Origin of the sequence: Cumulibacter manganitolerans, assembly GCF_009602465.1 — a bacterium.
In the GTDB taxonomy this organism is placed as follows: domain Bacteria; phylum Actinomycetota; class Actinomycetes; order Mycobacteriales; family Antricoccaceae; genus Cumulibacter; species Cumulibacter manganitolerans.
Window position 1 is genome coordinate 23,531 of sequence record NZ_WBKP01000011.1, and the last position, 22,915, is coordinate 46,445.

Genomic DNA, 22,915 nt, shown 5'->3' on the forward strand with positions numbered 1-22,915 from the left:
GCTGATGGTGCCCGAGCGCCCCGACAGGTTTCGCTCAGCGCGCCGAGCGCGGCGCCGGGTCGTACGCCGCCCACAGGTGCATGGTGACGTAGGAACGCCAGGGGGCGAAGCGGGCCGCGTGCGCGGCGAGGGCACGGGCGGCGCCGGGCATGCCGAGCGCCTCGGCCGAGCGGCGGACGATCAGGTCGCCGTCCAGCAGGATGTCGGGGTCGGCGAGCGCGCGCATCCGGACGTAGCCGACCGTCCACGGGCCGATGCCGTGCAGCGCCAGCAGCCGGTCGCCGGCCTCGGCGGGATCGACGTCCGGGCGCAGGTCGAGCTCCCCGCTGTCCACCGCGGCGCCGAGTGCGTTCAGGGAGCGTCCGCGCGAGCGTGGCATCGGAAAGGCATCGGGAGCCGCGGCGGCGAGGGCCGCCGGAGCGGGGAACAGGTGGGTGAGCCGGTCGTCCACGGAGAGCGCGGCGGGCAGCTCGCTGCCGTGTGCCGCGACGATCCGGCCTGCGAGCGCCGACGCGCGGGCGACCGAGATCTGCTGGCCGAGGATCGCGCGCACGGCGAGCTCGTAGCCGTCGGCGGCGCCGGGCACCCGCAGCCCGGGCCGGGCGGCCACCAGCGGCGCGAGCGCAGGGTCCTCGGCGAGGGCGGCGTCCACCTCGACGGGGTCGGTGTGCAGATCGAGGACCCGCCGCGCGATCTGCAGGACGGCCGAGGCGTCGCGAGGCGCGGTCGTCAGCGCCAGTACGTCGACCGACCGGCCGTCGGTGCGCAGCCGTACCGAGCCGGCGCCGCCGTCCAGCACCAGCGAGCGGGCGTAGAGCCACTGGCCGTCGGTCTGCTCGGCGATCTCGACGCCCGGGATGGCCCTGCTGGCCAGGAACGCGAACAGCCGCCCCGCGTCGTACGGCGTCGGCAGCGCCAGGGTGTGACTGGATCGATGCGCGGCGGTGCTCACGCGGCCGATCCTGCCAGGCCACGCCGACTACGATGTCCGGGTGAGTCTCACCATCGGAATCGTCGGGCTGCCCAACGTCGGCAAGTCCACCCTCTTCAACGCCCTGACCCGCAACAACGTGCTCGCGGCGAACTACCCGTTCGCGACGATCGAGCCGAACGTCGGCGTGGTCGGCGTCCCGGACCCGCGGCTGGGGGAGCTGGCGAAGGTGTTCGGCAGCCAGCGCGAGCTGCCGGCGACGGTGTCGTTCGTCGACATCGCCGGCATCGTGAAGGGCGCGAGCGAGGGGGAGGGGCTGGGCAACAAGTTCCTCGCCAACATCCGCGAGGCCGACGCGATCTGCCAGGTGGTCCGGGCGTTCAGCGACGACAACGTGGTGCACGTCGACGGCCGGGTCGACCCGCGCTCGGACATCGAGACGATCAACACCGAGCTCATCCTCGCCGACCTGCAGACGATCGAGAAGGCGCTGCCGCGGCTGGAGAAGGACGCCCGGAACAAGAAGGACCTGCAGCCGGTCGTCGCCGAGGTCACCAAGGCCCAGGCGCTGCTGGAGAGCGGGACGACGCTGTTTGCCGGGGCGGCCGGCGCCGGGATCGACATGGACCTGCTGCGCGACCTGCACATGCTCACCGCGAAGCCGTTCCTCTACGTCTTCAACGTCGACACCGACGTCCTTTCCGACGACGAGCGCAAGGCCGAGCTGGCCGAGATCGTCGCGCCGGCCGAGGCGATCTTCCTGGACGCGAAGACCGAGGAGGAGCTCATCGAGCTCGAGCCCGAGGACGCCGCCGAGCTCCTGGAGTCGCTGGGGCAGACCGAGTCCGGGCTCGACCAGCTCGCGCACGCGGGCTTCCGGACCCTCGGCCTGCAGACCTACCTGACCGCCGGACCGAAGGAGTCGCGCGCCTGGACGATCCCGGTCGGCGCGACCGCGCCCGAGGCCGCCGGGGTCATCCACACCGACTTCCAGCGCGGCTTCATCAAGGCCGAGGTCGTCTCCTTCGACGACCTGATCGCCACCGGGTCGATGGCGGCGGCGAAGGCCGCCGGCAAGGTCCGCATCGAGGGCAAGGACTACGTGATGGCGGACGGCGACGTCGTGGAGTTCCGCTTCAACGTGTGAAGTGGCGGCTCAACGGCTCAACGGCTCAGCCTCGCCTCGGCATCGATGCGTCCGAGCTTGGCGGGGTTGCGGACGGCGTAGATGCGGCTGATCCGGCCCTCGGCCACCGCGAAGCTGATCGCCGTGTCGTAGCCGTCGTCGGTGCCCACGATGCGGGCGCCGACGGCGCCGTTGAGCAACGCGGGCAGGATCCGGGCCTGCGGTGCCAGCCGGCTGAACGAGCCGAGCAGGTTGGCGACCTTCTTCGCCCCGTTCACCGGATTGACGACGGCCTGGGCGATCCCGCCACCGTCGGCCACGAGCACGACGTCGGGGGCGACGACATCGAGCAGTCCCTGCACGTCTCCGCGCGTCACTGCCTCCATGAACCGCTCGACCACCGCCCGCTGCTCCGTTTGGCTGACCGCCATCCGTGGACGGCGCTCCGCGACGTGCGTGCGAGCGCGATGCCCGATCTGGCGCACCGCCGCCGGCGACTTGCCGACCGCCTCGGCGATCGCCTCATACGGCGTGGCGAACACCTCGCGGAGCACGAACACGGCGCGCTCGGTGGGTGAGAGCGTCTCGAGCACCGTGAGCATGGCGAACGAGACGCTCTCGGCGAGCTCGACGTCCTCGGCCACATCCGCCGCGGTGAGCAACGGCTCGGGCAGCCACTCACCGACGTACTCCTCGCGGCGCCGGGCGTTGGCGCGCAGGAGGTCCAGGGCCTTGCGGGTGACCATCCGCACGAGGAATGCCCGCGGGTCGCGCACTGCGGCACGCGCGTCCGCGCCGATCGCGTCCCACCGCAGCCAGCCGTCCTGCACGACGTCCTCCGCGTCGACGGCGGAGCCGAGCATCTCGTAGGCGACGGTGAACAGCAGCCCACGATGGGCGACGAACGGGTCCTCGGTCGCGGTCACCCTTCCGACCCTACGACCGTGCGCTCGGCGATCGGCTTGAGACCGCAGGCCGCGGCGAAGCCGTCGGACTCGATACCGAGCGCCACGTTGGTGCGGGTGGTGAGGTTCGCGAACCCGATGATCGCCGTGAGCTCGACGAGCGCGGCGTCGCCCAGCTGGGCGCGCAACGAGGCCACCATCTCGTCGGTCACCGTCGGCTCGGTCGATGTCATCGCCTCGGCGTACGCCAGCACCTCACGCTCGAGCGGGGAGAAAGCGCCGGAGGCGCGCCACCGCGGGATCTCCCGCGCCTTGGTCACGTCGAGGTTCTTGTTGTAGGTCTCGAAGTAGTTGAAGTCCAGGCACCAGCTGCAGCCCACCTGGGCGGCCACCGCCATGTGCGCGAACGACTTGAGCTGCTCGTCGCACGCATCCCACTTCTTGACCTTGCCGCCGACGCCGGCCATGCCCATCAGCACCTTCTGGTTGTGCCAGTAGACACCGAGCGAGGTCGGGACCCGCCCGAGGGTCTTCTTCGCGAACCGCTTGATCAGCAGCCCCTTGAAGCCGAGGATCTGGGCGGGCGGGATGCGAGTCGTTCCGGTCATGTCGTCCTCCTGTCGAGTGGATACGACATGGAGACGCCGTCCGGTGGCCAGTTGTGACACACCCGCGCGGCGGGTCGCCTTAGTGGGCTCGCTCCAGCCGGCGCTACTTGGCGCCGCCGGCTGTCGGCCAGACCTCGTTCTTGCGCGCGGGCAGCATCACGCCGGACTCCAGGAAGTCATCCGCGCCCGGTACGCCGCTCGGCACGATCGACTCACCGTTCGTGACGACCTGCCAGTGACCGTGGTTCATCTCGTGCAGGCTCAACGCAGCCTGCGTGGCGTTGTGGAACCCCTGGATGTCGGTGGTCTGGTTGACCGACTCCTTGATCATCATCGAGGTCATCGTCGGACGCTTGGCGATCCGTCGCGCGAATTCGAGAGTCTTTTCCTCGAGATCGTCGTTGGGGAAGATCTTGCTGACCATGCCCAGCCGGTAGGCCTCTTCGGCATCGATCCCGTCGCCGGTCAGGAGGAGCTCCTTCGTCTTTCGTGCCCCGAACTCCCACGGATGAGCGAAGTACTCCACGCCGCACATGCCAAGCCGCGAGCCGACCGGGTCGCAGAAGAACGCATCCTCGCTCGCGACGATCAGGTCGCAGCACCACATGAGCATGAGACCCCCGGCGATGACCGGGCCGTTCACCGACGCAATCGTGATCTTGCGAAGGTCGCGCCAGCGGCGGGTGTTCGACAGGTAGTAGTGCCACTCCTGGCGCCAGGTGCGTTCGATTGCGGCGTACGACCCGCCGTCCGACTGGTACGACGGATGCTGGCCGGGTCCGGGCTCGCGCTCGGCGACGCCCTCCCGCGAACCGAGATCGTGACCGGACGAGAAGGAGGGTCCTTCGCCTCGCAGCACGACCACCCGGACCGTGTCGTCCTTCTCGGCAGCACGGAACGCCTCGTCCAGCTCGACGAGCAGCCCTCGGTTCTGGGCGTTGCGTTGTTTCGGCCGATTCAGCGAGATGACGGCGATCCGTCCGTCGTCCACCGTCTCATAGCTGATCCATCGGGTGTCCATGGGTTCTCCATTCGTCGTGCCGCGTGCGGAGGGTCAGACCGGTGCTCCTGGTCGTGACCGTACGTCGAAGGCGCCGCGCGGTCACCACCAGGAGCGTCCACCGAGTTCCGCGCATAGGGTTGCGCCATGAGCGATAAGAATGCCCACGATTCGGACGCCGACGAGCCGGAGATGCTCGGTGCGACGGAACCGGACCAGTCCGGAGCGGTGAAGGACCCCGAGGACTGGGTCAGCGGGGATGAGCCGATGACCGATGCCCAGCGCAGCTACCTCGACACCCTCGCGCGCCAGGCCGGTGAGCAGATCCCCGCCGACCTGACGAAGGCGGAGGCCTCCGAGCACATCGACCGACTGAAGTCCAGCACCGGGCGGGAGTCGACCTCCTGAGCGGGGCCTAGGTGACGACGCGGACGAGCAGATCGTCGTCCTGCTCGACGAGCTCCAGCGCCAGCTCGCGATAGCCCACCGAATCGAACAGCACCACGATCCGGTCCGGCTGGGTGCCCATCACGATGCCTGAGCCCCAATCCCGGTGGGAGACCGGTGTCTGGATCGGCCAGGCCGAGTCGTGCGTGGCGGCGTCCTCCGTGTTCGCCGCGGAGGCGGGATCCTCGCAGGTGTCGCAGTTGTGGCAGCGCTCATCGGTCTGCTCGCCGAAGTAGTTCAGCAGCCGGACGCGTCGGCACTGCGTGGTCTCGGCGTAGCCCCGGAGCATCTCGATACGAGATTCCTCGACGCGGCGCTGGTTCTCGGCATCCTCCAGGGCGGTCTGGACCGCCTGCCGCGCCGTCACTCCCGGTGCAGCCCGATGGCCGCGGCGCGAGGTCAGGACGCTGCCGCTGTGCTCCAGCAAGTTCAGCACCCGCGTCTGGGTGCGAGGTCGTAGCCCGGTGTGCTCGGCCAACGGTGTGCGGCGGATCGGGCCGTGCTCCTGGACCGCCCGAAATACCGCCTTGAGCTCGGCTTGGGACGGGGGACCGCCGGCGAAGAACCGCTGCAGGCCCAGGTCTTGCGGTCGGTAATGCAGCACCGCGTGCGCGGGCGCGTTGTCGCGGCCGGCTCGCCCGATCTCCTGGTAGTAGCTGTCCAGCGAGTCGGGGCAGTGCGCGTGTACCACGAACCTGACATCGGGCTTGTCGATGCCCATCCCGAAGGCGTTCGTGGCGACCACCACGTCGAGCTCGCCGTCGAGGAAGCGCTGGTGCGCATCATCTCGCTCGGCCTGCTTACGACCGGCGTGATACGCCGCCGTCCGCAGCCCGCGCTCCGCCAGCCCGGCGGCGTACTGCTCGGCCTCGCGACGCGTCGCGACGTAGACCAGCCCTTGGCCGGACAGCTGCTGGACCTGATCGAGCACCGCGTCCTGCTTCGCGGCGTCCTCGTGATGATGCTGCACCCGCAGGGCGATGTTGGGCCGATCGAAGCTCTGCACGATCACCAGCGGGTCGCGCAAGCCCAGCCGCTCGATGATATCGGCGCGTGTCGGGGGAGCCGCGGTAGCGGTCAGCGCGATCGTGGTCGGGCGGCCGAGCCTTTCCCGGACGTTGCCCAGCGCGAGGTAGTCGGGGCGGAAATCCTGGCCCCAGGACGACACGCAGTGCGCCTCGTCGACGACCAGCAGGGTCGGCCGCAGCCCGCACAGTCGCTGCACCGTCTCCTCGCGGGCCAGCTGCTCGGGGGCGAGGAACAGGAACCTCGCGTCTCCCGCCTCGAGCGCCGCCCAGGCAGCCTTCTCGCGGCGCACGCCCACCCGGGAATTGAGCACGAATGCCCGCTCAGCCCCGAGTGCCTCGTTGATGGCGGCCACCTGATCGTGCTGCAGCGCGATCAGCGGAGACACGACGACCGCCGTACCGGACGACACCATCGCGGCGACCTGGTAGATCGCCGACTTGCCATGACCGGTCGGCATGACCGCCAGCACATCCCGGCCGCTCACCGCCGCCCGGACGGCATCGCGCTGGCCCTCACGGAACTCGTCGATGCCGAACTGCGCGGCCGCCTCTTCCAGCGCCCGCTCGCCATGCTGCGCGGTCTCGTCGCTCATCTGCACGTGCTTCCTTCCGGCTCGTGGGTACGCAAGCCTCCGGCCCAGCGCCGTCTCGGGCGGGGCCGGGACAGGCGTCCGTCACGCATCTTCGTGCCCCAGGAGGGCGGGAAGTATGCGCAGCGACCACCCGAAGGTTCCTGGCGGAGCGGGGACGCCGTTCGCGACGGCCGGTCAGTCGGTGTCGGGACGCCGCCGAGCCCGCTTGATCTCCGACCGCTGACGCTTGCCCTCGAGCCGGCGACGTTGCGACCCGCGCGTCGGCCGGGTCGGCTTCCGTGGCACCGGTGGCGCGACGGCGTCCCGGAGCAGCTCGGCGAGCCGCCGCCGGGCCGCCGCCCGGTTCTGGCGCTGCGAACGGTGCTCCTCCGCGCTGACCCACAGCACCGTGCCCGCGAGCCTCGACGAGAGCCGGTCGAGCACCCGCGCCCGCTGCGTGTCGCTGAACGCGGACGACGTGCCGACGTCGAGCCCGAGCTGGACTCGGGAGTCCGTGGTGTTCACACCTTGGCCGCCGGGGCCGGAGGACCGGGAGAACTGTTCCGTGAGCTCGCCGGCCGGGACGCTGAGGCCGCGGGGAGCACCGGGGCCGGGCTCCACGCGCAGGTCGTCCATAACGCTCATCGTCTCGCTCGATGACGATGTCGACAACCGCGGGTGCCTCCGCCAGGATGAAGGCGGTCCTGCACCTCTCTCCTCGGAGCCCTCATGTCGCGTACCCGAGTCCACAACCTGTTCGTCTCCTCGGACGGGTACGCCGCCGGTGAGCAGGTGACCTTCGAGAAGCCCATCGGGGACGCCGCCGCCCTCTTCGGCAGGTTCGACGGACGCGTCATCGACGGTGTGCACCACATCGACGAACCGGTCACCGTCGACCGCGCGCTGTTCAGCATGTGGGGCCAGGGGATCGGCGCGGAGATCATGGGACGGCGCAAGTTCGGGCCTCAGCAAGGCGCCTGGCCGGACGACGGCTGGCAGGGCTGGTGGGGTGACGCGCCACCGTTCCGTACGCCGGTCTTCGTCCTCACCCATCACCCGCGCGAGGCGCTGTACTTCGACAACGGCACCAGCTTCCACTTCGTGGACGCCGCGCCGCAGGAGGCACTCCGCCTGGCGCAGGAGGCGGCCGGCGGGCTGGACGTGCGGCTCGGCGGCGGCCCGTCGTCGGTGCGGCAGTTCCTGGAGGCGGACCTGGTCGACTTCCTGCACGTGGCGATCGTCCCGGTCGTGCTCGGTGCCGGCGTGCGCATCTGGGACCACCTCGCCGGGCTGGAGCAGCGCTTCACCGTCGAGTCGATCAGCACCTCCAGCGGCCTGACGCACCAGCTGTGGAACCGCAACCCCCGCTGAGCGCGAGTTCGCAGGGCAACGCACCCCGCATCACCGCTGCGGGCCAGGGCCCGCAGCGGTGACGCGACCGGTCAGCTGCCGAACTTCTCCAGCAGGGCGAGGACGGCGTCCTTGCCCAGCTGGTTCGCGGCGAGCGGACTGTCGCCGGTCAGCAGGTTCCGGTCGCGGGTGGTCGCCCCGGTCATCTCGCTGTTCGTGATCTCGAGCCCGGCCTCCTTCAGCCGCTCTCCGAGGTTCCACGGCATCTGGCCGGGCAGGTAGCCGATCTCGATGTTGGCGCCGAGGTCGAGCGCGTCCGGGAACGCCACGATCTGGTACCCGGCGAACCGGTTCGCGTCGCGCCCGATACCGGCGGCGAGCAGGGCAGCCGGCCCGTGGCACAGGCTCACGATCAACCGATCGTTGTCCAGGAAGTAGTCGAGAGCCTGGGCCACATCGGCGCTGAACGGGATGCCATTCATCGCCCCATGACCTCCCGGAATGAAGATCGCCGCGTAGTCCTCGAGCCCGCTCGCGACCACGTCGGCAAGCTTCTTCGGTGCCTTGAAGTCGTCCTTCGTCGCCTGCCAGGTCGCCTTGACCGCCTCGTCACCCGAGGGGAACGCCCACCACTCGAGCTTGCCCGGACCGCCGCTGACAGTGGCCACGTCGATGCGGTAGCCGGCCTGGGCCATGTGGTGGATGGGCAGCAGGGTCTCGACAGGGTGGTTGCCGGTGGAGAAGAAGGTCTCGTTCTGCATGAGCATGTAGCGCTCGTCGGTGGCGATGACGAGCACCTTCCAGCGATCACCGGCGTACTTCTGCTCGGTCGCCAGACCGTCGAAGTCGGTCTTCGCGGCGGTGTACTGCGACAGGGAGTACGGCGACGGGAAGAACGCGCCGTCCTCCGCGGGGTCGGCGGCGGGCCGCTTGTCCTGGGTGTCCTCAGTCATGGGATTCCTTCCTGATCCTCACCGGCCGCGGTGGCGGTCGGCCAGCCGACCATGGTGCACCCGATCTCCGGCGAATGCCGCAGGGACGGCGAAAACGGGTACTGCGGGCCGTGGGCCGGCGATGCTTGCGGCGCGCCCGGGACCGTGCCACGGTGAGCCCATGACTGGATATCACGATCATTCCGACACCAAGTTCATGCGCGACATCCGCGAAGGAGCACCGCGCGAGTTCGAGGCGTGGCTCAACCTCGACAAGATCGTGGCCATCGAGGACGGCGCCATCCCGCGGAAGTACCGCGAGCTGATCGCGCTCGCGGTCGCGCACGCGACGCAGTGCGTGTACTGCCTCGACGCGCATGCGGCCGGGGCCGCGCAGGCCGGCGCCACGAAGAACGAGATCGCCGAGACCTCGATGCTCGCAGCGGCGCTGCGCGCCGGCGGCGGGGCGACGCACGGCATGCTCGCGATGAAGTTCTTCGAGGAGCACTCGAAGAAGGCCGGCGGCGCGGACGACTGATCCTCAGGTCGACGGAGCGCCGAGCGCCAGCGCCACGACCGCTGCGGCGCCGGTCACGTCCGGCAGCGCGCCTCCCGAGCGCCGCGCGTTGGCATGGTCGAGCATCACCGATACGAACGTCTCCGCCGCCTGGCGGCGCAGCGTCTTGGCCAGCGCCCAGTCGACGGCCTGGTCGAGCGCCGACTCGGTGAGCTCGACCAGCGATCGGCGTAGGCGCCGCAGGTGGTCGCGTACCTCCGGGTGGGTGCCGCTCTCGCGGAAGATGATCGTGCGCAGGACGAGCGAGTCGTGCGTGTCCATGCCGAGGCGGCGGTGCAGAGCCACCAGCGAGCCGGCGGGGTCACCGCGGCGGACGACGCCCTGCACGGCGTCCGCTGCCGGAGCGGGCAGCCGCTCGCCCAGCAAGGCGAGCAGCAGGTCGATCTTGCGCGGGAAGTAGTAGAAGACCAGTCCCTTCGGGACGTCGGCGGCACGGGCGATCCGCGCCGTCGGCGTGGCGTCGAAGCCCTCCTCGGCGAACAGCTCCTCGGCGGCATCCAGTATCCGGGCCCGGCGATCGGCCGTGGACATCCCTGCTCCCTCCCGGCATCCGCGCGCCGACGACCGAACGGACGGGCCCTCCCGGCGCTGAGAAGGCCCGTCCTCGTACCTTGGGGCGCGCCGCTAGTGCGCCACCCTCGTGTGATGCATGCGCCCGTCGACCTGCGGCACTGCCAGGAAGCCGGCGACCAGCGTGACCGCTCCGACGATCCAGGCGGTCACCGCCATACTGGTCAGGTTGGTGAAGCCCATCACCCACGGCGAGATGATGAACAGCACGCCGAGCAGCATCAGACCGTACTCGGAGATGCGATCCTCGGGCATCGCCAGCGCCCACAGCGACGCCACCACGGTCACCACTCCCAGGACCACCATCGTCCACGTGGCGGTTCGGTCGGTGGTCGTCCAGATGGGTGAGAGTGCGGCGTACGCGCCCGCGATCAGCGTCACCCAGTCCTGCCACCGCGCCCACTTCTGCATCAGAGGTACCTCCCCTTCGAGCGGACCCGTCGCTACCAAGGCGGGCCATGCACCTTCGATTCTAATTTGATTGACCGGCCGGTCAAGACCTGTCGCGCGCAATTCTGGGCCGTCGGCGGTCCGGCTTCGGCGTCGGCGGGACGACCGTGCCGGATACTGGGCGGATGCCACGCACGCGCTGCTACCGCGACGGAGTCCTGACCGACGAGGACTTCCCGATCGACCAGCTGTCCGAGCATCTGGGCGAGGGCGCGGCCGTCGTGTGGGTTGATCTCCTCGCCCCCGAACGCGCGGACCTGGAGCTCGTCGCCGACGAGCTGGGCCTGCACAAGCTGGCCGTCGAGGACGCCGCGCAGGGGCATCAGCGGCCCAAGGTCGACCGGTACGCCGAGCACGACTTCCTGAGTGCCTACTCCGCGCGCCTGGACGTGCAGAGCGGCAAGCTCGTCACCGGCGAGATCCACGCCTTCATCACCCCCACCGCGCTGGTGACGGTGCGCCGTGACGACTCCTTCCCCATCGAGGCGCTGACCGCACGGTGGGACGGCGACCGTGACCTCTGCAGGTTCGGCGTCGGCGCCCTGGTGCACGGTCTGCTCGACCTGCTGGTCGACGGCCACTTCGACGCCGTGGAGTCGCTCGACGACGAGATCGAGCAGCTCGAGGACCTGCTGTTCGACGCCCGTCCGCACGACCAGCACGTGCAGCGCCGGAGCTTCGAGTTGCGCAAGAGCCTGGTGCAGCTCCGGCGCGTGGTGCTGCCGATGCGCGAGGTCGTCAACACCCTCATGCGGCGGGACATCGGCCTGATCCCCGAGGAGCTGCTGCCGTACTACCAGGACGTGTACGACCACGTGCTGCGGGCGACGGAGTGGACCGAGAGCCTCCGCGACCTCGTCAACACGATCCTCGAGACCAACTTGACGATCCAGGGCAATCGGCTCAACGTCATCACCAAGAAGGTCACCAGCTGGGCGGCGATCATCGCAGTGCCCACGGCGATCACCGGCTTCTACGGCCAGAACGTGCCGTACCCCGGCTTCGCGCACCTGTCGGGCTTCCTGACGTCCTCGATCCTCATCGTGCTGCTCTCGGGCGCGCTCTACATCACCTTCAAGGCGAAGGACTGGCTCTAGCGCGCCCGCTCGGTCAGGTCCGCGCGGACGCGCTCCAGGATTCCCGGGATCGCTGCGGCGATCTGCCGATACGTCTGGTCGAAGTCCGTGTCGTCGCCGTACCACGGGTCGGCCATCCGCAGGTCTCCCGCGTCGAGGGCCGCCGGGTCGAACGACCGCAGGAGGACGACCTTGGCCAGGTCGGTGTCGTCCCGGGCCCGCTCGCGCAGGATCCGCTCGTGCACGTGATCGGCCGCGAGGACCAGATCGTGATCGTCGAAGTCGTCGGCCAGGAACTGACGGGCCCGATGGGTCGACCAGCCGGTGTCCCGCGAGCCGTTCCGGTGCAGGGCCGCGACCGCGCGGCGATCCATCCCGTTGCCGAGCTCCTCGGTCGAGGTGCCGTAGGAGTCGACGGTGAGCCGGTCGGCGAGGTCGGAGTCCGCCGCGGCCTCGCGCAGCATGTGCTCGGCCATCGCGGACCGGCAGATGTTGCCCCAGCAGACGACGGACACGCGGTACGAATCAGCCATGCCGTCGATGGTGCCATCGATCCGCGGTGCGCGGCCGGCGGGTGAGGACGCCCACCGCGATCCCGATGACCACGCCGATCAGCGTCTCGATGCCGCGGTCGGTCAGCAGCGGCCCGAGGGGCTGGGGACGCGCGAGCTGCCCCATCAGCAGCGCGAGCGGCGTCACGAAGATCAGCGCGACGGCGTAGTTGCGCCCGACCAGCATCTCCGCGCCCGCCTGCAGGACGACGACCGTGACGATGATTCCGGCGGACGGCAGGTGGGCGGCGAGCAGGGCGGCCGACAGGCCGAGGCCCATCGCCGTGCCGACGACCCGGTGCAGCCCGCGCACGAGCTGCACCCGGGGGTCGCGGGAGACCAGCGGCACGACCGCGGAGACCATCGCCCAGTACGGATGCCCGATCCCGGCCAGCGTCGCCACCGCGCCGGCCACACCGACCGCCGCGGCCCCTCGGACCGCGTGCCGCAGCTGCGCGGGGTGCACGGTGCCGGGGCGCACCCGCTCGCCGGCGAGCCGGCCGTGGCTGCGGACCAGGGCGCCGGCCGAGCCGACGAGCACGCTGAACCCGGCGCTCGCCACGGACACCACGAACGCCGGCAGCAGGTCGCCCGATGTCGACGCCAGCGAGGCGCAGCCGCCGAGGGCGAAGATGGGGAACAGCGAGCCGGGCGGATGCCAGTCGTAGCGGTCCGACAGCGCCGTGGCGCCGGCCGCGAGCGCCGCGGCGCACGGCACCGCGATCCAGGCCCGCGCCGGGCTGATGCCGATGAGCGTGCCGACCGTCGTGCACCCGACCAGCAGCAGGCCGACCCAGGCCTGCAGCTGCAGGCGCGGGACGCCGGCGTGGTTGCGGCCGAACAAGGACGTGAACGCGCCGAAGCAGGCGTAGATCGACCAGTCCAGCCGCCCGATCGCCCACAGCACCAGCAGCGGCACGGCGACGCCGACGGCGGCGCGTACCGCGACCCGGTGGGCCCCGGCGGCGGGGCGCATCTCCAGCAGGTCGCGCACCTCGACCAGCCGGCGCCGGCCGGACGGCGAGGGGGACGATCCGGGCGGGTCCGCGGTGGACGGCCCAGACGGCGGCGGCCCGGACGTAGACGGCCCGGACGGCGGCGGCCCGGACGGAGGCGGGCCGGCGCTCACGCGATACGCGCCAGGATGTGCCCGGCCAGCTCGACGGGGTGCTTCTCGGGGATCCAGTGATCGGCGTCCAGCTCGACGAGCTCGTAGGGGCCGTCGCAGTACCGCGCCGTGCGTTCGGCGGCGGCACGGCCCAGGTACTTGTCGTGCCGCCCCCACACGTAGGTCGTGGGGACGCTCACCGGTGGCGCCGCCTTCGGCAGGGGACGGGTGCGGATGGCCCGGTACCAGCCGAGGGCCGCCTCGAGAGCGCCCGGTTCGAGGAGCGCCTCGGCGTACGCCGCGCGCTGCGGCTCCGGGAGACCGAGGCTGCGCAAGCCGTCCCGTTGGATTCCCTTGCGCAGCAGGTATTCCGGGAGCCGGGGAAGGTTGAAGAACCCCATGTAGAGGCTCTTGATCGCCTGGGTAGAGTGCCGCACGGCCCACGCCATCGCCGCCGGATGCGGTGTCGAAACCGCGGTCAGCGTGCGCAGCCGCTCCGGGCGCGATCCGGTGACCTGCCAGGCGAGGGCGCCGCCCCAGTCGTGACCGACGAGGTGCGCCCGCTCGATCCGCGCGGCGTCCAGCAGGGCGAGCACGTCACCGGTCATCGTGTCCAGGCGGTAGTGCCGCGCGCCGCGAGGGCGCGCGCCGGGGGAGTAGCCCCGTAGGTCCGGGGCGAGCGTCCGGTAGCCGCGCTCGTGCAGCCGGGGCGCGACGGCGTCCCACGCCCTCGAGGTCTCGGGGAAGCCGTGCAGCAGCACGACCACCGTCCCGTCGGCCGGTCCGGCGTCGCGCACCCGGAACGACATGCTGCCGCGCGTGAAGGTATCCACGCCCCGATTCTCCTCCAGGGCCGGTCAACCACGTCCGGTGATCCGCGGTGGCCATGGCAGCCGGTCGGACGACGGCAGCCGCCGGCGCCCGGTGCCAGGATGGAGCCATGACCGACTTCCGGTTCGCGCGGGTCTACGACGAGCCCGGTTCCGACGACGGCGCGCGGGTGCTCGCCGACCGGTTGTGGCCGCGCGGGATCACGAAGGCCGACGCCGACCTGACGCTGTGGATCAAGGCGATCGCACCGTCCGACGAGCTGCGCAGGTGGCTGCACGGCGGCGGCGACTACGCCGAGTTCGAGCGCCGGTACCTCAGCGAGCTGGACCGCAACGACGAGTTCCCGGACACCGCCGATGCCGTCCTCGAGTACCCGGTCGTCACCCTGCTCACGGCGACGAAGGACCCGGCGCGCACCCACCTGCCGGTCCTGGCGCGCGCCCTGCAGGCGCGTGCCGCGAAGGCCACCGGCTGAACGAACGAACCGATGGACGCGCGAGGGCGGCCACGGGGACGGCCGTCGATGCAAACCGAAGCGGGCTTCGCCGGTCAAAGCGGGGAAACTTCCCCGCCCTGCCCGACGAAGCCCGCCTCAGCAGTGCTTCAGCCGCGTGGCCGCCGGCGTCAGTCCGTCGGCTTGTCGCCGGCGCTGCCCGGCGTCCCCTCGACGCCGGTGCCCGGCTGGTGGGCATCGGTCACCGAGGTCGTCGTGCCGGTGGTGGACGGCGACGTGCTGCCCGGGGTCGAGGTGCCCGGCTCGGTCACCGTCTGCGCGGTGCCGGACGGCGACGCGGTCGGCGGGGTGTCGGTGCCGGCGCCGGCCGGCTGGGAGTTCTTGTTGCGGACCTCGTCGAGCTTCGCCGCGACGTCGTCGATCAGCGGCTGTGCCTTCTGCTTGGCCTGGTCGATGTACTGCGGAGTCTTCTCCTTCAGGTCGGCCAGCAGCGGCTCGACCTTCGCCTTGAGCTCGGCGAACAGCGGGCCCGCGTTCTTCTTGACCAGATCGAACAGCTCCTCGGCCTTCTGCTTGATCTCGTCGACCGCCTTCTCCGTGCCCGGCGCGCTGGTGGTGGTCCCCGCGGTCTCGGCGGCCTTCGCGGTCGGGTTCTCCGCCGACGGGTTGGGGGTGCCGGGCGTCGCGCCCGGGCCCTGGGGACCGGTGCCGAATGCGTTGCTGCTATCAGTCATCTGATCGTCCTTTCCGAAGGTGTCGGCGTCCTCTCGTGAAGAGCGCTCGTCCTGCTGAACGTCCGGTCCTCCTCGACGATTCCCTCGGGGCCTCGTCGACGAGGTGCTACTACCTTCCTACCTAAATCCGGCGCGGCCGGCAGCGAATACCGAGAATGGCCCGGGTTCGACGGCGAACCCGGGCCATTCCTTGACACTCGACTCACAACCTAGTGCAGCAGCAGCTCCGCGTGCTGCTGCTCGGCGTCCGGCCGGGCCGGTGCGTTGCGCGGCAGGAAGAGCGCCGCGACGAGGGTCAGCACCATCAGCGCGACGGCCACCGTGAACGTGTTGGCGAACGAGTCCGCCGCCGATTCGGAGGCCTTCATCAGGAAGGCCTTGAAGCCGTCCGGGCCGAGCTGCCCGACGAGCCGGTCCGCGAACGCCTCGTCCTCGAGCGCGGCCCGTGCCATGCCGATCTCGGGTCGGCCGAGCATCTGGTTGGTCAGCACCACCGACATCACGGCGGTGCCGATCGAACCGGCGATCTGCTGGACGATGTTCATCAGCGTCGTCCCACGGGCGATCTCGTGATCGGTGAGCGTCTGGATCGCGACGGTCATGATCGGCATCATCGTCGCCCCCATGCCCAGCCCCATCACGAACAGCGAGCCCAGCAGCAGCCAGTACGGCGTGCCGGCGTCGAGCTGGGTGAACGTCACCATGCCCAGCGTCGCCAGGACCAGGCCGACGACGACGATCTTGCCGGCGCCGGTCTTGTCCGCGATCTTGCCGGCGAGCGGCATGGTCAGCATGGCGCCGATGCCCTGCGGAGCCAGCAGCAGTCCGGTCGCGAGGGTCTTCTCGCCGCGCACCTGCAAGAAGTACGACGGGAACAGCAGCCCGGCGCCGAAGAACGCGATCGCGAACAGCGACATGCAGATGACCGCGACGGTCATCTGGCGGTTCTTGAACAGGTTCAGGTGGATCAGCGGGTTCACCGCACGCAGCGCGTACAGCACGAACGCGACGATCAGTGCCGCGCCGATGAGCGCGGGCATCAGGACCTTGGCCGACCCGATCGTGCCTTCGGTCGGGATCATCGAGACGCCGTAGAGGAAGGCGGCCAGACCCGGCGACAGCAACAGCATGCCGATCCAGTCGAGACGCTCGGCCTCCCGCGGCTCGTCCTTGGGTAGCGCGAGCCACGCATACACCAGCGCCACCACGCCGATCGGCACGTTGATGAGGAAGATCCAGTGCCAGGACGCCGTCTCGATCAGCCACCCACCGAGGATCGGGCCGCCGATCGGCCCGAGGAGCATCGGGATCCCGAGCACCGCCATGACCTGACCGACACGATGCGGACCGGCGGCGCGCGTCATGATCGTCATGCCGATCGGCATCAGCATGCCGCCCCCGAGGCCTTGGACGACGCGGAAGGTGATCAGCGAGCCGATGCTCCACGCGAACGAGCACAGCACCGACCCGAGAACGAACAGGGTCAACGCGAGCATGTAGATGCGTTTCGTGCCGAAGCGGTCCGCGGCCCACCCGGTCAGTGGGATCACCGTCGCGAGGGCGAGGGTGTAGCCGGTCATGGTCCACGCGACGGTGGAGTAGGCGGCGTGGAACTCGGACTGGAAGGTCGGCAGCGCGATGCTGACGACGGTCACGTCGAGGATCGACATGATCGCGCCGAGCACGACGACTCCGGCGATCTTGAAGACGCCCGCGTCGAGCTTGTCGCTCGCGGGCGCCGCGATAGGGCTACTCATGGAGACCTGGGATTCTGCGGGGACGGGCCGCGGCAAGGATGCTCGGCGCGGCGCTCGGCGGACGCCGTGGTCCGGCGCCGCTGTCGCTGGGCAGATTCTATGAGTGCCGGCCAGCCGTTTATCCCGATCACAGGTGCGATGTTGCTGACACGGTTCGTCAGCTGCCGTCGCCGCCGTCCGTCACCGTGATGACGGCACCCTCCTGCGTGCCGTCGCGAGCCGCGCGCTTGCTGGCCGACAGACGGGCCACTCGGGTGGCATGCGCGGCGACCCTGCGGTCTTCGTCGCGGGCTCCGAGGACGTCGTCGAGGGCGTCGATCGTCGCCGCGACCAGGCTGTGCAACGCGATGGCTGGTTGGGCCGCCGTCTCGTCCATGACGAACTCGACGTCGACCGATACCGGTCCGCGCCCCGGTATCGAGCAGTCGCCGAATGCGCGGTGTACCCGGTTCTGCCAGTCCGTGTGGCCGAGGCCGAGGTCCGCTCTGCCGGTGACACTGCGGGAGTAGGTGACCACCGGGCCCGCGGTGTCGTGGGGGTCCACGCGACCGCGCGGGGCTGGGCAGCGCTCCCACGCGTGCGCCGGTTTCGGCGGCGCGACGATATAGCCGTCCTGGACCGTTCCGTAGACGGTCAACGCCTCGGGTCGGTGGTGCCACAGCCATGCCAGATGGGCGCAGAGAATCGCGTCCAGCTCGTCCTCGATGCGAGTGAGATCTCCACGCGCAGGATGCGCGATCGTCGCGACGAGCTCGGCCCACCGGCGGGACTCCTCCAGGCGGAGCTCGGAGATGGACGCGAGGAGCTCCGCAAGCTGCTGGAACCCGGCTTGACGGGCGGTGCCTTTCTTGTAGAGGACCCGCTGGGGGAGGGCGAACAGCCCGACCAGCGCCGGATGCGGATATACCTCGAGGCACACGGTGCGCCCGTTGCCGACAGGCGTCGCGGGATCGATCTCCCAGCCGAATCGCTGCGCCAGGGTCTCCGCGCGCGGCGGGTTGAACAGTGGATTGCCTCGATTGGCGGGGTAGGCCGCGGCTCCGTACCGGCTGTAAGCCTGGCCGATCAGCTTCTCCGCCACGCGTTGGCCGGCGGCGTTCGGCACGATGAGCGGTGCATCCACCGCGACGACCATGGGTGCCGGCGCATGCTCTTCGAGCCAGCCTGCAATCTCCGAATCGGCCCGAGCGACTCCTGATGCCGTGAGGGCCCCGAAGCCGTCCACCGCCGCAAGCCCGGTGCGGTTGGAGTCCTTCCAGGCGAGATCGATACCCACGTAGGCGCCCATATCAGCGCCGTCCCTGGCGGAGCACGAACTTCTGCACCTTGCCGGAGGCCGTGCGCGGCAGCTCGTCGACGATCTCGAGGCGGCGCGGCTGCTTGTAGCCGGCGAGGCGCTCGCGGGAGAACGCGACCAGCTCCTCGAGCGTCAGCGAAGCGCCCGGGCGCAGCACCACGACCGCGCACACCGTCTCCACCCACTTCGGGTCCGGCACCCCGATCACCGCGACGTCCGCCACGGCGGGATGCTTGGTCAGCACGTTCTCGAGCTCGGCGGGATAGATGTTCTCGCCGCCGCTGCGGATCATGTCCTTCTTGCGACCGACGATCTCGAGCATGCCGTGCTCGTCGATCAGCCCGCTGTCACCGGTCGCGCACCATCCATCGACGAACGTCCGCTCGGTGGCCTCGGCGTTGCGCCAGTACTCGCGGCTCACCGTGTCGCTGCGCGTCCAGATCTCGCCGGATACGCCGTCCGGGACGATCTGCCCCTCGTCGTCGCGGATGGAGATCTCACACATCGGCATCGGGTAGCCCACCGAGCTCGGGTTCAGCCGCATCTCCGCCCACCCAGAGGTGGCGATGATCGGCGTGCCCTCGGTGAGGCCGTACACCTGGTGCAGCTCGATGCCCGGCAACGTCGCGGGCAGCTCGTCGAGGACCCGGTGCTGCAGGTTCTCGCCGCCGGTGTAGATCGCGGACAGGCTCGCCCCCTGCCGAGCCAGATCGGCGCGGCCCAGGATCTCGTAGATCATGAACGGGAAGAAGAACGCGTCGGAGACGCCGTGCCGCTCGATCACCGCGAACGCCGCGTCGACGGTGAACCCGCCACTGGGCATCGCGATCGAGTGACCGCCCTGGATCAGGGTGGGCAGCAGCGCGTCCTCCAGGCCGCCGACGTGGTACATCGGTCCGCACACCAGGGTCGCCGTCCGGCTGCTCATCGGCCAGCGAGCGGCCTGGCTCAGGCCGAAGGCCATCGTGCCGCCGTGCGTCCAGACCGCGCCCTTCGGGAGCCCCGTCGTCCCCGACGTGTACATGATCATCGCCGGCTCGGAGGCCTCGCGAGGCCCGGGTAGCGGCGCCGGCGGTGCGTCGTCCGCGACGCTCCCGAGGTCGAGCCACCCGTCGGCACGGCTCGCGCCGCCGCGCTGCACGACGACGAGCGCACGCCCGTCGTCCGGACCGGCCGCGTCGCCCGGGACGTTCGCGGCGTACTCGTGGTCGACGACGAGCACCGTGCACGCCGCGTTGCCGAGGATGTAGCTCAGCTCGTCTGCCCCGAGGCGGAAGTTCAACCGCACGGCGATCGCGCCCATCGAGGTGATCGCGAGGTATAGCGGCAGATAGTCGACGCTGTTGCCGAGCAGCATGCCGACCCGCTCGCCGGGCCGGACGCCGAGTCCGTCGAGCGCGGTGATCATCGACCGCGCGCGGTCGGCGAGCTGCGCCCAGGTGAGGGTGTCGTCGCCGACGGTGTACGCGGGCCGACCGCCCTGGTCCTCGCGGGAGTACGCCGTACGAATGAGGTAGCCGATGTCCATCTGCCCATGCAACCATCCGCCCGCCCGGGACCGACAGGCCGTGCGCTCCGGAGATCGCCAGCCGAGAGGGCCCCTGTCCACTCCGGGTGGACAGGGGCCCTCTCGCTCGTCGTTCTGACGACCCGCGGCAAGCCGAGCCGAGCCGAGCCGAGCCAAGCCACGCCGAGTGGCTACATCGGCAGCCCACCCCGGATGATCTGCGCGTAGGCCTGCTGGCCGGCCGTGTTCGGGTGCAGGCTCCGCGCGAACGTCTTCGTCCCCGACACCAGGCCGCTGATCCACCGGTCGCCGGTGTCGCACAGCCCGTGCCCCGTGAGGCCGGGGATGACCGAGACGAGCCGGACGCCCGGGTCGCCCGTGGTCTGCGAGTACGCCGCGACGGTGCTCTGGATGACGGAGCTGAGCTGCGCGAGCGACCCGTTCACCAACGCGACCTGGTCGGCGCCGAGCTTCACCGGCGTGCCCTGGAACGCCCCGACGCTGCACGAGCCGGTCTCCTGGCCGAAGAGCAGCGGGTAATCCGTGACGGCGATCAGCGCATTCGGCGCGGCCATCCGGATCGCACCGAGCAGCGCTCCGAGCTCGCCGGGCAGCTGCCCTGCCGCGGCCTGCGCCCCGGCCATCGCCTGCTGGCAGGCGAGCGCTCCGCCGTCCTGGCTGCACGCGAGGAGGACCTGCTGCCAGCCGAGGTTGTTGATCCCGGCGGTCAGCGTCACCAGCGTCGTCGCGGGACCGATCCCGCCGGTCGTCGCGAGCTGCGCCACCTGGCCCAGCACGTCGGCCGTCGTCGCACCCGAGCAGGCGGCCGAGACGAACGGTGTCCCCAGTGCGCCGGCGAGGACGGCCGGATAGGACTTCTCCGAGCGGAGGCAGTCCGGGTCGGCATAGGGAAGGTTGCCGGTGCCGGCCGCCTCCGAATCACCCAACTCAACGTACGGCGCGCCGGGCACCCCGTCGGCGAACGCGGCCGGAGCGCCCCCGACGAGGGCGGCGGTACAGAGCCCCACCGCCGCGAGCGCGGCGACGATGCGTCGTTTCATGGTTCCCCCTCGAGGCTCGGACCGACGGGCCGTCCTCGCGGACGTCGGGCAGGTGCTACGGACGGTAGGCGCGCGCACCGCACCCCGCACCAGAGCCCTTGTGCCCAGCGCAATCCCGGGCGAGGGATCAGAAGTTGACCTCTGCCCCCATCAGCACGGTCCGATCGATCGGCAGGTGGAAGTAGTCCGACGGGCGTGCGGCGTTCTGCGCGAGACCCTGCACGATCCGCTTCCGCCAGCGGACCATGCCGGGGCGGTTGCTGATCCGCAGGTTGATGCGCGAGATGAAGTACGTCGCGGTCGCCAGGTTGAGCGCGACACCGTGCCGCTCGACCGCCACCGCGAGCCCCGCCGGCACGTCCTGGGCGTCGGAGAACCCGTAGTCCAGCTGCACGTGGGTGATCCGGTCGTACTCGCTAGCGAGGTGGTCGATCGTCACCCGGTCGCTGTCCTCGACGTGCGGCACGTTCAGCGAGCGGGTCGTGACGATGACGTCGTTCTCGTGCAGCACCTGGTTGAACTGGACGTTCTCGCGCAGGGCCAGCGGCACCGTCTCCTTCGAGGGGTGCAGGAAGACGGCCGAGCCCGGCACGCGGGTGACGTTGACGACGTCGTCGCTGCCGAGGTACTCGACGAGTGGCCCTTCCAGCTTCCGGCGGCGTGCCGTCACGAGGACGACGCCGCGCCGCCACGTGAGCATCACCGTGGTCAGCACGAGCGCGACCAGGATCGGCAGCCAGCCGCCGTGCAGCACCTTGGTCACGTTCGCGGAGAAGAACGCGAGCTCGATCAGCCCGAACACGCCACCGGCCAGCACGACCTGCCAGCGCTTCCACCCGAGGGCGCTGGCGGCGTACACGCAGAACAACGCCGTCGTCAGCAGGAACGTCGCGGTGACCGCGACCCCGTAGGCCGTCGCCAGCCGGCTGGACTCCCGGAAGGTCAGCATGAGCGCCAGGACGCCGCCGAAGACGAGCCAGTTCACGGCGGGGACGTAGATCTGGCCGCCGGTGTGCGCGGACGTCTGGCGCACCGTCAACCGCGGCAGGTAGCCCAGCCGCTCGGCCTGCCGCGACACCGAGTACACGCCCGAGATCACCGCCTGGCTGGCGATGACGGTGGCCGCGGTGGACAGGACGACCAGCGGGATGCGGCCCCACGCCGGTGCCATCTGGAAGAACGGATTGCCGACCGTCTCCGGGTGGTTGAGGATCATGGCGCCCTGGCCGAGGTAGTTCAGCGTCAGCGCCGGGAACACCACGCCGAACCATGCCGTGGTGATCGCCGGCCGCCCGAAGTGCCCCATGTCGGCGTACAGGGCCTCGGTGCCGGTGATCACCAGCACGATGGCGCCGCTGGCGACGAACGAGATCAGCGGGTGGTCGAGGATGAACAGCACCGCGTGGTGCGGCGACAGCGCGCCCAGGATCGACGGGTGCGCGGCGATCTGGCCGATGCCCAGGGCCGCGAGCGTGACGAACCAGACCACCATGATCGGCCCGAAGGACCTGCCGACCTTCTCGGTGCCCAGATGCTGCACGGCGAACAGCGCCACGATGATCACGACGCCGATCGCCAGCACGACGTGCGACAGCGACGGCAGCGCGACCTCGATGCCCTCCACCGCCGACAGCACGGAGATCGAGGGCGTGAGCAGGCTGTCGCCGTAGAACAGCGCGGCGCCGATCACCCCGAGGATCATGACGAGCCCGTACCGGCGGCTTCCCGGGCGTAGCCCCTGGCGGGTGAGGTGCGCCAGCGCCAGGATGCCGCCCTCCCCGTCGTTGTCGGCCCGCGTGATGAACCCGAGATACTTCACGCAGACCACCATGACGATCGACCAGAACATCAGCGAGATCGAGCCGTACACGTCCGCGCGATTGAGCTGCACGAGCCCGTGATCGATCGAGAAGACGACCTGGATCGCGTAGAGCGGGCTGGTGCCGATGTCGCCGTACACGACCCCCAGAGCGGTGAGCGCCAGCAGTGCGGGACCGGGTCGGCGTGCCGAAGTCATGACGGCAATTGCAGCACGCGACGAGC

The 22,915-nt window shown here is 70.4% G+C and carries 24 protein-coding genes; 6 read left to right on the forward strand and 18 right to left on the reverse strand.

The features are described from left to right. Positions 1-34: 34 nt before the first annotated feature. The gene (locus F8A92_RS06135) at positions 35-952 is read right to left on the reverse strand and encodes a DNA-3-methyladenine glycosylase family protein (protein WP_194291381.1); all 918 of its coding nucleotides are present in this window, start codon (positions 950-952) and stop codon (positions 35-37) included. Positions 953-992: 40 nt separating this feature from the next. On the opposite strand from F8A92_RS06135, the gene ychF reads away from it, so the two are divergent. Continuing rightward, positions 993-2,078 (forward strand): redox-regulated ATPase YchF, encoded by a 1,086-nt coding sequence (ychF, locus tag F8A92_RS06140; RefSeq protein ID WP_153504279.1) that lies wholly within the window; start codon positions 993-995, stop codon positions 2,076-2,078. A gap of 17 nt (positions 2,079-2,095) precedes the next feature. Here ychF and F8A92_RS06145 read toward each other — a convergent pair whose 3' ends face one another. The 3 genes from F8A92_RS06145 to F8A92_RS06155 all read right to left on the reverse strand — a co-directional run bounded on the left by F8A92_RS06145 (position 2,096) and on the right by F8A92_RS06155 (position 4,591). Beyond that, entirely contained in the window at positions 2,096-2,983 is an 888-nt protein-coding gene (locus tag F8A92_RS06145; protein ID WP_153504280.1) for an RNA polymerase sigma-70 factor, read from the reverse strand. Further along, positions 2,980-3,570 (reverse strand): carboxymuconolactone decarboxylase family protein, encoded by a 591-nt coding sequence (locus tag F8A92_RS06150; RefSeq protein WP_153504281.1) that lies wholly within the window; start codon positions 3,568-3,570, stop codon positions 2,980-2,982. The genes F8A92_RS06145 and F8A92_RS06150 overlap by 4 nt, the downstream gene beginning before the upstream one ends. 103 nt (positions 3,571-3,673) lie before the next feature. Beyond that, positions 3,674-4,591 carry an enoyl-CoA hydratase gene (locus tag F8A92_RS06155; RefSeq protein WP_153504282.1) on the reverse strand — a complete coding sequence of 306 codons (918 nt, stop codon included), beginning with the start codon at positions 4,589-4,591 and terminating at the stop codon, positions 3,674-3,676. 126 nt (positions 4,592-4,717) lie between these two features. Between F8A92_RS06155 and F8A92_RS06160 the strand changes: the two genes are divergently transcribed. Beyond that, a complete protein-coding gene (locus F8A92_RS06160; RefSeq protein WP_153504283.1) occupies positions 4,718-4,978 on the forward strand; it encodes a DUF3072 domain-containing protein in 261 nt (86 codons plus the stop codon). Positions 4,979-4,985: 7 nt separating this feature from the next. Here F8A92_RS06160 and F8A92_RS06165 read toward each other — a convergent pair whose 3' ends face one another. Continuing rightward, positions 4,986-6,638, reverse strand: coding sequence for a RecQ family ATP-dependent DNA helicase (locus F8A92_RS06165; protein WP_153504284.1), 1,653 nt, complete (start codon positions 6,636-6,638; stop codon positions 4,986-4,988). A gap of 174 nt (positions 6,639-6,812) precedes the next feature. Continuing rightward, positions 6,813-7,262, reverse strand: coding sequence for an alternative ribosome rescue aminoacyl-tRNA hydrolase ArfB (arfB, locus tag F8A92_RS06170; RefSeq protein ID WP_323368424.1), 450 nt, complete (start codon positions 7,260-7,262; stop codon positions 6,813-6,815). An 84-nt stretch (positions 7,263-7,346) separates the two neighbouring features. Between arfB and F8A92_RS06175 the strand changes: the two genes are divergently transcribed. Then, a complete protein-coding gene (locus tag F8A92_RS06175; protein WP_153504285.1) occupies positions 7,347-7,988 on the forward strand; it encodes a dihydrofolate reductase family protein in 642 nt (213 codons plus the stop codon). Between the two features lie 71 nt (positions 7,989-8,059). Here F8A92_RS06175 and hchA read toward each other — a convergent pair whose 3' ends face one another. Then, a complete protein-coding gene (hchA, locus tag F8A92_RS06180; RefSeq protein WP_153504286.1) occupies positions 8,060-8,920 on the reverse strand; it encodes a glyoxalase III HchA in 861 nt (286 codons plus the stop codon). Positions 8,921-9,080: 160 nt separating this feature from the next. Between hchA and F8A92_RS06185 the strand changes: the two genes are divergently transcribed. After that, positions 9,081-9,437 carry a carboxymuconolactone decarboxylase family protein gene (locus F8A92_RS06185; protein ID WP_153504287.1) on the forward strand — a complete coding sequence of 119 codons (357 nt, stop codon included), beginning with the start codon at positions 9,081-9,083 and terminating at the stop codon, positions 9,435-9,437. 3 nt (positions 9,438-9,440) lie between these two features. Here F8A92_RS06185 and F8A92_RS06190 read toward each other — a convergent pair whose 3' ends face one another. Then, complete coding sequence (locus F8A92_RS06190; RefSeq protein ID WP_153504288.1) at positions 9,441-10,007, reverse strand: TetR/AcrR family transcriptional regulator; 567 nt, start codon at positions 10,005-10,007, stop codon at positions 9,441-9,443. A gap of 93 nt (positions 10,008-10,100) precedes the next feature. Beyond that, positions 10,101-10,457, reverse strand: a complete 357-nt coding sequence (locus tag F8A92_RS06195) for an SPW repeat protein (protein ID WP_153504289.1) — start codon at positions 10,455-10,457, stop codon at positions 10,101-10,103. A gap of 164 nt (positions 10,458-10,621) precedes the next feature. Here F8A92_RS06195 and F8A92_RS06200 point away from each other — a divergent pair, with 164 nt between their 5' ends. Next, positions 10,622-11,593 carry a magnesium transporter CorA family protein gene (locus F8A92_RS06200; protein WP_153504290.1) on the forward strand — a complete coding sequence of 324 codons (972 nt, stop codon included), beginning with the start codon at positions 10,622-10,624 and terminating at the stop codon, positions 11,591-11,593. Here F8A92_RS06200 and F8A92_RS06205 read toward each other — a convergent pair. The 3 genes from F8A92_RS06205 to F8A92_RS06215 form a co-directional block, all read right to left on the reverse strand. Beyond that, positions 11,590-12,105, reverse strand: a complete 516-nt coding sequence (locus F8A92_RS06205) for a low molecular weight protein-tyrosine-phosphatase (protein WP_153504291.1) — start codon at positions 12,103-12,105, stop codon at positions 11,590-11,592. The genes F8A92_RS06200 and F8A92_RS06205 overlap by 4 nt on opposite strands. Then, on the reverse strand, positions 12,098-13,117 hold the full coding sequence (locus tag F8A92_RS06210) for an FUSC family protein (protein WP_228389251.1): 1,020 nt from the start codon (positions 13,115-13,117) through the stop codon (positions 12,098-12,100). Before F8A92_RS06210 ends, F8A92_RS06205 begins: the two co-directional genes overlap by 8 nt. Before the next feature lie 131 nt (positions 13,118-13,248). Next, entirely contained in the window at positions 13,249-14,064 is an 816-nt protein-coding gene (locus F8A92_RS06215) for an alpha/beta fold hydrolase (RefSeq protein ID WP_153504292.1), read from the reverse strand. A 107-nt stretch (positions 14,065-14,171) separates the two neighbouring features. Here F8A92_RS06215 and F8A92_RS06220 point away from each other — a divergent pair, with 107 nt between their 5' ends. Then, positions 14,172-14,537, forward strand: a complete 366-nt coding sequence (locus F8A92_RS06220; RefSeq protein WP_153504293.1) for a DUF488 domain-containing protein — start codon at positions 14,172-14,174, stop codon at positions 14,535-14,537. 149 nt (positions 14,538-14,686) lie between these two features. Here F8A92_RS06220 and F8A92_RS06225 read toward each other — a convergent pair whose 3' ends face one another. From F8A92_RS06225 to F8A92_RS06250, 6 genes are all read right to left on the reverse strand, one after another. Beyond that, on the reverse strand, positions 14,687-15,250 hold the full coding sequence (locus F8A92_RS06225) for a hypothetical protein (protein WP_153504294.1): 564 nt from the start codon (positions 15,248-15,250) through the stop codon (positions 14,687-14,689). Between the two features lie 209 nt (positions 15,251-15,459). Then, entirely contained in the window at positions 15,460-17,007 is a 1,548-nt protein-coding gene (locus F8A92_RS06230; protein WP_153504295.1) for a DHA2 family efflux MFS transporter permease subunit, read from the reverse strand. 157 nt (positions 17,008-17,164) lie between these two features. Next, positions 17,165-18,295 (reverse strand): DUF429 domain-containing protein, encoded by a 1,131-nt coding sequence (locus F8A92_RS06235; protein ID WP_153504296.1) that lies wholly within the window; start codon positions 18,293-18,295, stop codon positions 17,165-17,167. Position 18,296: 1 nt separating this feature from the next. Next, entirely contained in the window at positions 18,297-19,832 is a 1,536-nt protein-coding gene (locus F8A92_RS06240; protein WP_153504297.1) for a class I adenylate-forming enzyme family protein, read from the reverse strand. 170 nt (positions 19,833-20,002) lie between these two features. Next, positions 20,003-20,872 carry an SGNH/GDSL hydrolase family protein gene (locus F8A92_RS06245; RefSeq protein WP_153504298.1) on the reverse strand — a complete coding sequence of 290 codons (870 nt, stop codon included), beginning with the start codon at positions 20,870-20,872 and terminating at the stop codon, positions 20,003-20,005. Positions 20,873-20,999: 127 nt separating this feature from the next. Continuing rightward, complete coding sequence (locus F8A92_RS06250; protein WP_153504299.1) at positions 21,000-22,889, reverse strand: potassium transporter Kup; 1,890 nt, start codon at positions 22,887-22,889, stop codon at positions 21,000-21,002. Between the last annotated feature and the right edge of the window lie 26 nt (positions 22,890-22,915).

Coding starts and splice junctions, on each gene's coding strand:
- F8A92_RS06150 (WP_153504281.1), bottom strand. CDS start 3,570: ATGACCGGAACGACTCGCATCCCGCCCGCCCAGATCCTCGGCTTCAAG.
- F8A92_RS06175 (WP_153504285.1), top strand. CDS start 7,347: ATGTCGCGTACCCGAGTCCACAACCTGTTCGTCTCCTCGGACGGGTAC.
- F8A92_RS06245 (WP_153504298.1), bottom strand. CDS start 20,872: ATGAAACGACGCATCGTCGCCGCGCTCGCGGCGGTGGGGCTCTGTACC.
- F8A92_RS06240 (WP_153504297.1), bottom strand. CDS start 19,832: ATGGACATCGGCTACCTCATTCGTACGGCGTACTCCCGCGAGGACCAG.
- F8A92_RS06165 (WP_153504284.1), bottom strand. CDS start 6,638: ATGAGCGACGAGACCGCGCAGCATGGCGAGCGGGCGCTGGAAGAGGCG.
- F8A92_RS06195 (WP_153504289.1), bottom strand. CDS start 10,457: ATGCAGAAGTGGGCGCGGTGGCAGGACTGGGTGACGCTGATCGCGGGC.
- F8A92_RS06200 (WP_153504290.1), top strand. CDS start 10,622: ATGCCACGCACGCGCTGCTACCGCGACGGAGTCCTGACCGACGAGGAC.
- F8A92_RS06250 (WP_153504299.1), bottom strand. CDS start 22,889: ATGACTTCGGCACGCCGACCCGGTCCCGCACTGCTGGCGCTCACCGCT.
- hchA (WP_153504286.1), bottom strand. CDS start 8,920: ATGACTGAGGACACCCAGGACAAGCGGCCCGCCGCCGACCCCGCGGAG.
- F8A92_RS06205 (WP_153504291.1), bottom strand. CDS start 12,105: ATGGCTGATTCGTACCGCGTGTCCGTCGTCTGCTGGGGCAACATCTGC.
- F8A92_RS06155 (WP_153504282.1), bottom strand. CDS start 4,591: ATGGACACCCGATGGATCAGCTATGAGACGGTGGACGACGGACGGATC.
- F8A92_RS06230 (WP_153504295.1), bottom strand. CDS start 17,007: ATGAGTAGCCCTATCGCGGCGCCCGCGAGCGACAAGCTCGACGCGGGC.
- F8A92_RS06235 (WP_153504296.1), bottom strand. CDS start 18,295: ATGGGCGCCTACGTGGGTATCGATCTCGCCTGGAAGGACTCCAACCGC.
- arfB (WP_323368424.1), bottom strand. CDS start 7,262: ATGAGCGTTATGGACGACCTGCGCGTGGAGCCCGGCCCCGGTGCTCCC.
- F8A92_RS06190 (WP_153504288.1), bottom strand. CDS start 10,007: ATGTCCACGGCCGATCGCCGGGCCCGGATACTGGATGCCGCCGAGGAG.
- F8A92_RS06225 (WP_153504294.1), bottom strand. CDS start 15,250: ATGACTGATAGCAGCAACGCATTCGGCACCGGTCCCCAGGGCCCGGGC.
- F8A92_RS06160 (WP_153504283.1), top strand. CDS start 4,718: ATGAGCGATAAGAATGCCCACGATTCGGACGCCGACGAGCCGGAGATG.
- F8A92_RS06185 (WP_153504287.1), top strand. CDS start 9,081: ATGACTGGATATCACGATCATTCCGACACCAAGTTCATGCGCGACATC.
- F8A92_RS06220 (WP_153504293.1), top strand. CDS start 14,172: ATGACCGACTTCCGGTTCGCGCGGGTCTACGACGAGCCCGGTTCCGAC.